We start from the raw sequence: 10,928 nt of genomic DNA, 5'->3' as shown, positions 1-10,928 counted from the left end.
GCCAGACAGGAGAAACCCCATGGCCACCAAGGCCGTTTCCGACGCCAGTTTCGAATCCGATGTCCTGACCGCCGACAAGCCAGTACTGGTCGATTTCTGGGCCGACTGGTGCGCACCGTGCAAGATGATTGCGCCCGCTCTGGAGGAACTGTCGGAAGAACTGGCCGATCAGGTGACCATCACCAAGGCCAATCTGGATGACGCCCCGTCCAAGGCGGCGGAGTTCGGCATCCGGTCGATTCCGGCGCTGATCCTGTTCAAGAACGGTCAGGAAGTCGCCCGGTTCAACCGCGCGGCCCCGAAGCGGGAACTGGCCGCATGGTTGCAGAGCGAGCTGTAATCCGATCCAGCCGGGGCTGAGCGATCAGCTCCGGTAATCGGCGTTGATGCTGATATATCCATGGGTCAGGTCGCACGTCCAAACGGTGGCGCGGCCTTCGCCCAGGTTCAGATCGACGCCGATTTCGATTTCCTCGCCCTTCAGATGCGCGGCCACCGGGGCCTCGTCATACCCCTCTACCGCCAGGCCGCCCGTCGCCACCTGTACCCCGCCGAACCGGATGGACAGTTTGTCACGTTCGGCCGGCTCGCCCGCCTTGCCGACGGCCATCACGATCCGGCCCCAATTCGCGTCCTCGCCCGCGATGGCGGTTTTCACCAGCGGCGAATTCGCGATGCTCAGCGCGATGCGGTGGGCGCTGGTGTCACTGGCTGCACCTTCTACATCCACCCGGATGAACTTGCCCGCACCCTCGCCATCGCGAACGACCAGATGCGCCAGTTGCAGGCACAGGTCGGCCAGTGCTGCTGAAAACGCATCAGCGCCGTCGCTTTCCTCATCTGCCAAGGGTGCATTGCCCGCCTTGCCAGTGGCAAAGGCAAGGACCGTGTCGCTGGTCGACGTGTCGCTATCGACCGTGATGCAGGAAAAGCTTGCGCGGTTGGCGGCGCCCAACGCGCGGTGCAGGAACGCCGGGTCGACTGCCGCATCGGTAAAGATGAACCCCAGCATGGTCGCCATGTCCGGCGCGATCATGCCCGACCCCTTGACGATCCCGGCGAGCGTAACCGTCCGGCCATCCACCACGGCGCGGGTCACCGCCCCCTTGGCAAAGGTATCCGTCGTCATGATCGTGGCTGCTGCATCCTCCCAGCCACAGGGTGCGGCGGCGAAGGCGGCGTCCAGCCCTGCCTCCGCCCGGTCGATCGGCAAAGGCACGCCGATCACGCCGGTCGAGGCGACGAACACATCGGATGGCTGACAACCGAGATGGCCCGCCACCCGCGCGGCAATCGCCTCCACCGCCATGCGACCGCGATTGCCGGTGAACGCGTTGGAATTGCCCGCATTGACGACCAGCGCCCGTGCGCGGCCGAGCACCAGCGCATTGCGGCACCATTCCACTTCGGGTGACGGGCATTTGCTTTGCGTTGTCACCCCCGCCACGGCCGTGCCGGCATCGAGTTCGATATAGGTCAGGTCGCACCTGCCCCAATTCTTGTACCCGGCACGGGCGATGCGCGGAACGGCGCCGGCAATGGCTGGGATTTCCGGAAAGGGGCGGGCGAGCGGTGAACGGTCCATGCCGGGCGTGATTACAGGCTGGAAACCGGGGTGCAAGCCGATCAGCGATTTCCGTTGGACGACGGGTCGTTCGGAAACTATGTCGGGGACTGTGTGTATATACCGCACGGATGCGTAACGAAGGGCGTGCCTTGAACCTGTTGCTGTTGCTGACCGCATTGCTGACCGGCCTGTCCGGCACGATGGCGGCTGGCCAGCCGATCGGTCACGCCGCGGTCGAGGCGCGCCAGCAGACCGTGATTTCGGTTGTTGCCGAGGTGGCGCAGGCGGTGACGTCGCGCCCCTGGCTGGCGCTAATCGGCGCCCCGGTTCCCGTGCTGACGCTGGATGGTGCCGGCGTGGTTCTGGGCGATCAGCGGGCGCTGCTGCGCGGCGAGCGCCGCCTGATTTGAGTTCGCACCGGGGCGATTGACCCCGTTTTTCCGATTAGCCGCGCCGTATGCCGGCGCCGTTCGACCGCGGGGAACGCCTGCGGTCCACTCATGATCACAGACAGGAACACGTCATGTTCGGCGGCATTGCCAAATCGCTCTTCGGATCGTCCAACGATCGCTACGTCAATTCGATGAAACCGCTGGTCGCGAGGATCCGCGACCTTGAGCCGCAGATTCAAGCGCTGTCCGATGAAGATCTGGCCGCCCAGACGGTTCGGTTCCGCGAGCGGCTGGCCAATGGTGAAAAGCTGGACTCGATCCTTGCCGAAGCTTTTGCGACGGTACGGGAGGCATCGGTCCGCACGCTCGGGATGCGCCATTTCGACGTGCAGATGGTCGGCGGCATCACCCTGCACCGGGGCGAGATTGCCGAAATGCGGACGGGCGAGGGCAAGACCCTGGTCGCCACGCTCGCCGTCTATTTGAACGCGCTTGCGGGCAAGGGCGTTCACGTCGTGACCGTGAACGACTATCTGGCGCGGCGCGACGCGGCAGAAATGGGCCGCATCTATGGCTTTCTTGGCCTGACCACCGGGGTCATCGTGCCCAACCTGTCGGATGGCGAGCGCCATGCCGCCTATCACGCCGATATCACCTATGGCACGAACAACGAGTTCGGCTTCGACTATTTGCGGGACAACATGAAGTACGACCGCGAATCGATGGTCCAGCGGCCCTTCAATTTCGCCATTGTCGACGAAGTGGACTCGATCCTGATAGACGAGGCGCGCACGCCGCTGATCATTTCCGGCCCGACGGACGACAAGTCGGAACTGTATGTGTCGGTCGACGCCATCGTGAAGCAGCTTTCGCCCGAAGATTACGAAAAGGACGAAAAGCAGCGTTCGATCGTGCTGACCGAGGACGGGACTGAAAAGGCCGAGCGGATGCTGGAGGCGGCCGGGCTGCTGAAAGGCAGCAACCTCTATGATTTCGAGAACACCCAGGTCGTCCATCACCTGCAACAGGCGATGCAGGCGAACATCATGCGCAAGCGTGAGACGGATTACATCGTCAAGGATGGCAAGGTCATCATCATCGACGAGTTTACAGGGCGCATGATGGATGGCCGTCGCTGGTCCGACGGCCTGCACCAGGCGGTGGAAGCGAAGGAAGGCGTGCGGATCGAGCCGGAGAATCAGACGCTCGCCTCGATCACCTTCCAGAATTATTTCCGCATGTATCCCAAGCTTTCGGGCATGACCGGGACGGCGGCGACCGAAGCGGCCGAATTCTACGACATCTACAAGATGAACGTGGTGTCGATTCCCACCAACGTGCCGGTGCAGCGGGTGGATGAGGACGACCAGTTCTACAAATCGCTGCAGGACAAGTTCATCGCCATCGCTCGTACGATCAAGGAACATGCCGAGCGCGGTCAGCCGGTGCTGGTTGGCACCGTGTCGATCGAAAAGTCCGAACTGCTCAGCGAATATCTGACCAACGAGGGGGTCACCCATTCGGTCCTGAATGCCCGTTATCACGAGCAGGAGGCGCGCATCGTGGCGCAGGCAGGCCGTCTGGGCGCGGTGACGATCGCCACCAACATGGCCGGTCGCGGGACCGACATCAAACTGGGCGGCAACCTGGAATACCGGATCGAGGACGAGCTGGGCGATATGCCCGAAGGACCGGAGCGCGATGCCGCGATCGCCGCGATCCGTGCCGAGATCGAGGCTGAAAAGGCCGAGGTGCTGGCTGCCGGCGGCCTGTTCGTGCTGGGTACCGAACGGCATGAAAGCCGCCGCATCGACAATCAGCTTCGCGGTCGTTCGGGCCGTCAGGGCGATCCCGGCCTGTCGCGATTCTACCTCAGCCTCGATGACGATTTGCTGCGCATTTTCGGCCCGGACACGCTGTTCGCCAAGATGATGCGTTCCAGCGTCGGCGATGGTGAGGCAATTGCCAGCAAATGGCTGTCCAAGGCGATCGAAACCGCCCAGAAAAAGGTCGAGGCGCGCAATTACGACATCCGCAAGCAGGTGGTCGAGTACGACAACGTGATGAACGACCAGCGCAAGGTGATCTATGAACAGCGCGCTGACATCATGGATGCCGAAACGGTGGGCGATGTCGTCGTCGACATGCGCGCCGAAACCGTCAATGCGCTGGTCGGCGAGGCGTGCCCCGTCGGCACCTATCCCGAACAATGGGATGTCGATGGCCTGATGCAGCGGTCGCGCGAGGTGCTGAACGTCGATCCCCCCGTCCGTGAGTGGATCGAGCAGGAAGACGGCATCGAGCCGGAAACGCTGGAGGAGCGGATCCGCCAGATGGCCGACACACTGATCGAGGAAAAGGCAGCGACCCTTGACCCCGAAACCTGGACCCGGGTCGAAAAATCGATCCTGCTGCAGAATCTGGACCATCACTGGAAGGAGCACCTGGCGCTGCTGGATGCGCTGAAGGCGGTCATACATCTGCGCGCCTATGCCCAGAAGACGCCGATCAACGAATACAAGGCAGAGGCATTTGCCCAGTTCGAGCGGATGCTGACCGAAATCCGCGAGGATGTGACCCGCGTTCTGGCGATGAGCCAGTTTGCCTATGCGCCGCCGCCGGAATTGCCGGAACTGCCGGATTTCCTGACGACGCATATCGATCCGCTGACCGGTGAGGACAATTCGTACGACATTGATGGCGGTTCGATGGGCCTGGTCACCACGCGGCTACCCCCGATGCAGATTCCCCGCCCGGAACCGCAGGGGGATATTGACCCGGCGTTGTTCGTCGGCGTCAATCGCAACGCTCTGTGCCCCTGCGGGTCGGGTCGCAAGTTCAAGCATTGCCACGGGACGATTGCCTAACGATCTGCCCGCATCGGCTGGATGCAAAAGAAAAGGCGCAGTGGGAATGATCCCGCCGCGCCTTTCTTGTTTCCGGTGCCGTCGAGCCGGATCAGCCGGCAGTGGGCATCTTCACCGTCGGGCCCAGGCTTTCGATCACCGCGCGCGCATCGAACGCGCGGACATCGGTCCTCGGCTTCGGGCCCTTGCCCATGACGATTTCGGCCATTGCCTCATATTTGTTGATCGTACGCACGTCGATCTGGCGATCCCAGAACGGATCGAACCACGGGCTCCACGCGCCATAGCCCCAGCGCGGGCCGCCAAAGCGCCAGCGAGGGCCCCAATAGCCAAAGCCGCCAAAGGCGCCGAAACCGCCGCCCCAGTCATTGACGACCGTGCGGCTCTGCTTGTCGGTATCGCGGTTAGCCAAGACGAAATGGTCATAGCCCTGTTCCAGCGTCAGCTGCGCCGACCGGTAGAGCAGATACCGCTCCACCGTTTCGCGCGACGTCACGCTGTTGCCCGAAAACATGACCTGGAACCGGTCTGGCTCGATCTGCTGCTCCGAATAGCCGGCGCGCGAATAGCCGCTGCCCGTTGCGGGGCGATAGGGGGTGGGGGTGGCACAAGCTGCCAGCGTGGCGGTCAGCGCCGTCGCCAGGGCCAGTTGCTTCAATCGCTTCAGGGTCGCCATCGTCAATCTCCATTCCGCCGCAGCGCATTCCGGCGGCTCAGAACATCGCACCTGCTATCACGGCAAAACGCGCCGCGACAGTATGCGATCCATCGATAGAATGGGGCACATTGCCGCTGCCTGAATGGTGGATGAAAGCGGATATGGAAAACATCGGCAAAAATCCCGCATATCGCCGCTACGCCAGCTTCCCCGCTTGGCAGCGCGGACGACCGACACTAAGGTCCGCCGCAATCCGGCCCATCGGGGCTTCCCATCCAGACTGATCGACAGGCATCCATGACTGACCAAGGCTTCAAACGCATCCTCCTGAAACTGTCGGGAGAGGTTTTGATGGGCAGTGGCCAGTTTGGCATTGATCCTGCCACGTGCGAGCGGGTGGCGCGAGAGGTCAAGGCGGCGACCGAAACGGGGCTGGAAGTGTGCATGGTCGTCGGCGGTGGCAACATCTTTCGCGGACTGGCCGCTGCGGCGCGCGGATTCGACCGGACCAGCGCTGATTATATGGGCATGCTTGCGACGGTCATGAACGCGCTGGCGATGCAGAATGCGCTGGAGCAGCTGGGCGTCGATACCCGCGTCCAATCCGCGATCCCGATGGCCAGCGTCTGCGAACCCTATATCCGCCGTCGTGCGGAACGGCACATGGAGAAGGGCCGGGTCGTGATCTTTGCCGCGGGCACCGGAAACCCGTTTTTCACCACCGATACCGCCGCAGCACTGCGCGCCGCCGAAATGCAGTGCGATGCCCTGTTCAAGGGGACCAGCGTCGATGGCGTCTATGATGCCGATCCGAAGAAGGTGGCGGACGCCCAGCGTTATGCAACGCTCAGCTTCAACCGCGTGCTGGCCGACGACCTTAAGGTGATGGACGCCAGCGCCGTTGCCCTGTGCCGAGACAACGACATTCCGATCGTGGTGTTCAACATCCGCAGCGAGGGCAACCTGTCCGCCGTGCTGCGGGGTGAGGGCACGCACACGATCGTCCGCAACGAAGCCTGATCAGAACAGAATAGGAAGGAACATCAGCCATGGCCGCTTATGACAAGGCCGATCTGGAGCGCCGGATGCACGGTGCCGTCGAATCGCTGAAGGGCGATTTGAGCGGCCTGCGCACGGGCCGCGCATCCACCTCGCTGCTCGAGCCGGTGACCGTCGAGGTCTATGGTGCCCAGATGCCGCTCAATCAGGTGGCGACCGTTTCTGCGCCCGAACCCCGGCTGCTGTCGGTGCAGGTGTGGGACAAATCCAATGTCGGGCCCGTCGAAAAGGCGATCCGGTCGGCTGGCCTCGGCCTGAACCCGATCACGGACGGCACCACGCTGCGCCTGCCGATCCCCGATTTGACCGAGGAGCGGCGCAAGGAGTTGGCTAAGCTGGCCGGGCAATATGCCGAAAAGGCGCGGATCGCGGCCCGCAACGTGCGGCGTGACGGCATGGACAGCCTTAAGACCGACGAGAAAAAGGGCGAGATCAGCGAAGACGAGCGCAAGCGGCACGAAACCGAGGTTCAGAAGCTGACCGACGCGACGATTGCGGACATCGATGCCGCCGCCCATGCCAAGGAACAGGAAATCCTGGGCAAGTGAGTTCCGACCCCGCCGGTTCCCAAGGCGCGCCCGCCATCCCCCGGCACGTTGCGATCATCATGGATGGCAATGGCCGCTGGGCAAAGGCGCGCCGGCTTCCCCGGATTGCTGGCCATCGCAAGGGCGTGGAGGCGGTGCGCACCGTTTCCCGCGCCGCGCGCTCGCTCGGCATCGAGGTGCTGACCCTTTATGCCTTTTCGTCCGAAAACTGGCGGCGGCCGGAGGAGGAAATCGGCGACCTGATGGGGTTGCTGCGCCATTTCCTGAAGACGGAGCTGAATGACCTGATCAAGGAAGGGGTGCGGCTGCGCGTGATCGGCGATTATCGCGCGCTGGCGCCCGATCTGGTTGCGATGATCGACGATGCGGTCGATCGGACGGCGGCAGCGGCGGGCCATACGCTGGTCATCGCCCTGAATTACGGCGCACAGGCAGAGATTGTCGCGGCTGCGCGCAAGCTGGCGAAGGAGGCGGTCGCCGGGCGGATTGATCCGGATGCCATCGATGCCGACCGGTTTGATGACGAGCTGACCACGGCGGGCCTGCCGCCGCTGGACCTGTTGATCCGCACGTCGGGCGAACAGCGGCTGTCCAATTTCCTGTTGTGGCAGGCGGCCTATGCCGAACTACTGTTCGTCGACACGCTGTGGCCGGATTTCGACCAGCAGGCGCTGGCCGATGCCATCCGCGTCTTTGCCGGGCGACATCGCCGGTTCGGCGGATTGTGATCCGCACGATGGCCGCTCCTTTAGCCGACCTGTCCGTCCGCGCTGGTGTCGGCCTGGCGCTGGCGGTGGTGGGCATGGCGGTCATCTGGCTGGGCGGCTTTGCCTTCTGGCTGGCGCTGACCGTGGTCGGGCTGCTGATGCTGCGCGAATGGGGCGGACTGACCGAAACGCCGCCGCGGGCGGTATGGGTTGGCCAGATGGCGATGATGGTGCCGCTGGCGATCCTGTCGCCCTGGGCAGCGGGGCCGGGGTTCCTTGGCCTTGGCCTGATCCTGGGCGCGGCGGTTTTTGCGATGGCGGTGGATCGCCGCCTGTGGCTTTCGGGCGGCATCCTGTATGTCGGGCTGCCCATCCTGGCGCTGCTGATCCTGCGGGATCGCCCGGACGGTATCCTGTTGACGCTATGGGCGATGGCGCTGGTCTGGGCCTGCGATATCGGGGCCTATTTCGCCGGGCGTTTCATCGGCGGGCCACGGCTTGCCCCGATGGTCAGCCCGAACAAGACATGGGCCGGGCTGGGCGGCGGCGTGCTTGCCGCCGGGCTGTTCGCGCTGGTCCTGTCGCGCTATGGCCTGCCGCCGGTGCTGGCAATGGCCACGCCGATGCTGGCCGTGCTGGCACAGATCGGCGATCTGTTCGAAAGCTGGCTGAAACGACGGGCTGGGGTGAAGGATGCGAGTAACTTGTTGCCGGGGCATGGCGGCCTGATGGACCGGCTGGACGGACTGGTCCCGGTCGCGCCGTGCGCTGCCCTGTTGCTCGCTCTGGTACCGGGCATCGGCTGATGCGGACTGTGACCATTCTGGGTGCGACCGGATCGATCGGCGGGTCGACGCTGGACCTGATCGAGCGCGAGCCGGACCAGTATCGGGTCGTCGCGCTGACCGCCAATCGCGATGTTGCCAAGCTGGCCGATGCAGCGATCCGCACGCGCGCGCAGCGGGCCGTGGTGGGCGATGCCGCCTGCCTTCCCCAGCTTGAGGCCGCACTGGCCGGCACGGGGATCGAGGCGGCGGGTGGTGCGCAGGCGGTGTGCGAAGCAGCGCGCCTGCCCGCCGACTGGATCATGAGCGCGATTGTCGGTTGTGCCGGCCTTGGCCCCACGCTGGCTGCAATCGAGGGCGGCGGCACCGTGGTCATCGCCAACAAGGAGCCGCTGGTTTCGGCAGGCGAGCTGGTGCTGGCCGCGGCCAAGGCCAGCGGGGCCACGATCCTGCCTGCCGACAGCGAACATAACGCCATCTTTCAGTGTTTCGATTTTCAGCGGCCCGAACGCGTTCGTCGCATCATCCTGACCGCCAGCGGCGGGCCGTTCCGCGCCGCGACGCTGGAACAGATGGCTGCCGTTACGCCCGAACAGGCGGTCGCCCATCCCAATTGGACCATGGGCGCCAAGATTTCGATCGATAGCGCGACCATGATGAACAAGGGGCTGGAGCTGATCGAGGCGGCTCGCCTGTTCCCCGTGCCGGGCGACCGGATCGAGATCCTGGTCCACCGGCAATCGGTGATCCATTCGATGGTCGATTATGTCGACGGGTCGATCCTGGCGCAGCTCGGGCCAAGCGACATGCGGGTGCCGATCGCACATACGCTGGCCTGGCCCGACCGGATGGCGACCCCCATCGCGCCGCTGGATTTCGCCAGCCTGTCCCGGCTGGATTTCGAGGCGCCCGACGAAACCCGCTTTCCCGCGCTTCGGCTGGCGCGGGCGGCACTGAATGCGGGCGGGGCGCGTCCCGCCATCCTGAATGCCGCCAATGAGGTGGCCGTGCAGGCCTTTCTCGACCGGCGCATCGGCTTTCTTGAAATTGCCGCAATCGTGGAGGAACTCTTGTCCGGCTATGATCCGGCCGCGCCGGACGGCGTCGATGCGGTCATCGCCATCGATGCCGAAGCGCGGGTGCGGACGGACGACCGGGTGAGGAAGGGCGTTTCTTGAGCGAGAGTCCGGGCTTTCTGTTTTACCTCATCGGCTTTGCGCTGGTGATCGGCCCGCTCGTGTTCCTGCATGAGCTTGGCCATTATGCCGCCGGTCGCTGGTTCGGGGTAAAGGCAGAGGCGTTCTCGATCGGTTTCGGCAAGGAAATCGCCGGGTTCACAGACCGGCGCGGCACCCGCTGGAAATTCGGCTGGGTTCCGCTTGGCGGCTATGTGAAGTTCGCCGGGGACATGAATCCGGCCGGGCAGCCCAGCCCCGAATGGCTGGCATTGCCGCCAGAGGCGCGGGCCGAAACGTTCCAGGCCAAGCCGGTGTGGCAGCGCGCGATCATTGTCGCGGCGGGGCCGGTGACCAATTTCGTCATCGCCGTCCTGATCCTTGGCGCGCTTGCCACCTTTGTCGGTGTCGAGCGCACGCCGCCGGTCGTTGGGGCGGTGGTTGAGGGTAGCCCGGCCGCCCAGGCGGGATTGCAGGTCGGCGACCGGATGACGGCGCTGAACGGCCGCGCGGTATCCAGCTTTGGCGATGTGGCCGCTTATGTCCAGTTGCGGCCGGGTGAGAGGATCAGCCTGTCCATCGATCGCGGGGGGCAGGCGCTGACCTTGCCGCTGACCACCGGGGTGCAGCGGATGCGCGACCGGTTCGGCAATGAACACCGCATCGGACAGTTGGGCGTGATTTCGGCCGGACTGGTCTATGAACCCGTCAGCCTGATCGAGGCGCCATTGACGGGCGTCGTCCTGGCCGCGAAGCAGCTGCGCGGGATGGTGGACGGGATCGGGCAGATCATCACGGGCAAGCGGCCGATCGACGAACTGGGCGGGCCGCTGCGCATTGCCAAGATTTCCGGCGAGCAGCTCAGCCTTGGCTGGCGGGATGTCGTGATCCTGATCGCCATCATTTCCATCAATCTGGGGTTCATCAACCTGCTGCCAGTGCCGATGCTGGATGGTGGCCATTTGATGTTCTATGCGGCGGAGGCGGTGCGCGGCCGCCCGGTCAATCCGGCCGTGATGGACTGGTCGTTCCGCGCAGGGTTGGTGTCGCTGCTGACCCTGGTTCTGGTCGTGACCTTCAATGATCTTGGCGCATTCGGCGTATGGCGCGGCCTCGCCGGGTTGATCGGCACGGCAGGTTAGGGCAGGGCTGGCGCGCGCATTCGGGACA

General features: G+C 64.3%; 11 protein-coding genes. 9 read left to right on the top strand and 2 right to left on the bottom strand.

The features are described from left to right. Window positions 1-19 precede the first annotated feature (19 nt). Window positions 20-340 (top strand): thioredoxin, encoded by a 321-nt coding sequence (trxA, locus tag ACNI3Q_RS03270; RefSeq protein ID WP_426273984.1) that lies wholly within the window; start codon window positions 20-22, stop codon window positions 338-340. A gap of 24 nt (window positions 341-364) precedes the next feature. Here trxA and argJ read toward each other — a convergent pair whose 3' ends face one another. Continuing rightward, window positions 365-1,585, bottom strand: a complete 1,221-nt coding sequence (argJ, locus tag ACNI3Q_RS03265; RefSeq protein ID WP_426273983.1) for a bifunctional glutamate N-acetyltransferase/amino-acid acetyltransferase ArgJ — start codon at window positions 1,583-1,585, stop codon at window positions 365-367. A 110-nt stretch (window positions 1,586-1,695) separates the two neighbouring features. Between argJ and ACNI3Q_RS03260 the strand changes: the two genes are divergently transcribed. After that, the gene (locus ACNI3Q_RS03260; protein ID WP_426273982.1) at window positions 1,696-1,977 is read left to right on the top strand and encodes a hypothetical protein; all 282 of its coding nucleotides are present in this window, start codon (window positions 1,696-1,698) and stop codon (window positions 1,975-1,977) included. A 113-nt stretch (window positions 1,978-2,090) separates the two neighbouring features. Then, window positions 2,091-4,826 (top strand): preprotein translocase subunit SecA, encoded by a 2,736-nt coding sequence (secA, locus tag ACNI3Q_RS03255; protein WP_426273981.1) that lies wholly within the window; start codon window positions 2,091-2,093, stop codon window positions 4,824-4,826. A gap of 91 nt (window positions 4,827-4,917) precedes the next feature. Here the strand turns inward: secA and ACNI3Q_RS03250 are convergent, their stop codons facing one another. Then, window positions 4,918-5,502, bottom strand: a complete 585-nt coding sequence (locus ACNI3Q_RS03250; RefSeq protein WP_426273980.1) for a CC0125/CC1285 family lipoprotein — start codon at window positions 5,500-5,502, stop codon at window positions 4,918-4,920. A gap of 279 nt (window positions 5,503-5,781) precedes the next feature. On the opposite strand from ACNI3Q_RS03250, the gene pyrH reads away from it, so the two are divergent. From pyrH to ACNI3Q_RS03220, 6 genes are read left to right on the top strand one after another with little or no spacing between them, the layout of a single operon-like run. Then, on the top strand, window positions 5,782-6,504 hold the full coding sequence (gene pyrH / locus ACNI3Q_RS03245; protein WP_426273979.1) for a UMP kinase: 723 nt from the start codon (window positions 5,782-5,784) through the stop codon (window positions 6,502-6,504). Between the two features lie 29 nt (window positions 6,505-6,533). Beyond that, window positions 6,534-7,091 (top strand): ribosome recycling factor, encoded by a 558-nt coding sequence (gene frr, locus ACNI3Q_RS03240; protein ID WP_426273978.1) that lies wholly within the window; start codon window positions 6,534-6,536, stop codon window positions 7,089-7,091. 59 nt (window positions 7,092-7,150) lie between these two features. After that, window positions 7,151-7,819: a polyprenyl diphosphate synthase gene (uppS, locus tag ACNI3Q_RS03235; RefSeq protein WP_426274192.1), complete on the top strand. Its 669-nt coding sequence runs from the start codon at window positions 7,151-7,153 to the stop codon at window positions 7,817-7,819. A gap of 8 nt (window positions 7,820-7,827) precedes the next feature. Next, a complete protein-coding gene (locus tag ACNI3Q_RS03230; protein ID WP_426273977.1) occupies window positions 7,828-8,604 on the top strand; it encodes a phosphatidate cytidylyltransferase in 777 nt (258 codons plus the stop codon). Continuing rightward, window positions 8,604-9,761: a 1-deoxy-D-xylulose-5-phosphate reductoisomerase gene (gene dxr / locus ACNI3Q_RS03225; protein WP_426273976.1), complete on the top strand. Its 1,158-nt coding sequence runs from the start codon at window positions 8,604-8,606 to the stop codon at window positions 9,759-9,761. Before ACNI3Q_RS03230 ends, dxr begins: the two co-directional genes overlap by 1 nt. After that, a complete protein-coding gene (locus ACNI3Q_RS03220; protein WP_426273975.1) occupies window positions 9,758-10,900 on the top strand; it encodes a M50 family metallopeptidase in 1,143 nt (380 codons plus the stop codon). The genes dxr and ACNI3Q_RS03220 overlap by 4 nt, the downstream gene beginning before the upstream one ends. The last annotated feature ends 28 nt before the right edge of the window (window positions 10,901-10,928 follow it).

Source organism: Sphingomonas eleionomae (genome assembly GCF_049889035.1).
Lineage (GTDB): Bacteria > Pseudomonadota > Alphaproteobacteria > Sphingomonadales > Sphingomonadaceae > Sphingomonas.
Note: the sequence above shows the minus strand (reverse complement) of the source record. Positions and strands in the feature narration are given on the sequence as shown.

Bases quoted from the DNA above. Each gene is read 5' to 3' on its own strand.
- dxr (WP_426273976.1), top strand. From the start codon at position 8,604: ATGCGGACTGTGACCATTCTGGGTGCGACCGGATCGATCGGCGGGTCG.
- frr (WP_426273978.1), top strand. From the start codon at position 6,534: ATGGCCGCTTATGACAAGGCCGATCTGGAGCGCCGGATGCACGGTGCC.
- ACNI3Q_RS03250 (WP_426273980.1), bottom strand. From the start codon at position 5,502: ATGGCGACCCTGAAGCGATTGAAGCAACTGGCCCTGGCGACGGCGCTG.
- ACNI3Q_RS03260 (WP_426273982.1), top strand. From the start codon at position 1,696: ATGCGTAACGAAGGGCGTGCCTTGAACCTGTTGCTGTTGCTGACCGCA.
- pyrH (WP_426273979.1), top strand. From the start codon at position 5,782: ATGACTGACCAAGGCTTCAAACGCATCCTCCTGAAACTGTCGGGAGAG.
- uppS (WP_426274192.1), top strand. From the start codon at position 7,151: ATGGATGGCAATGGCCGCTGGGCAAAGGCGCGCCGGCTTCCCCGGATT.
- trxA (WP_426273984.1), top strand. From the start codon at position 20: ATGGCCACCAAGGCCGTTTCCGACGCCAGTTTCGAATCCGATGTCCTG.
- ACNI3Q_RS03230 (WP_426273977.1), top strand. From the start codon at position 7,828: ATGGCCGCTCCTTTAGCCGACCTGTCCGTCCGCGCTGGTGTCGGCCTG.
- secA (WP_426273981.1), top strand. From the start codon at position 2,091: ATGTTCGGCGGCATTGCCAAATCGCTCTTCGGATCGTCCAACGATCGC.
- argJ (WP_426273983.1), bottom strand. From the start codon at position 1,585: ATGGACCGTTCACCGCTCGCCCGCCCCTTTCCGGAAATCCCAGCCATT.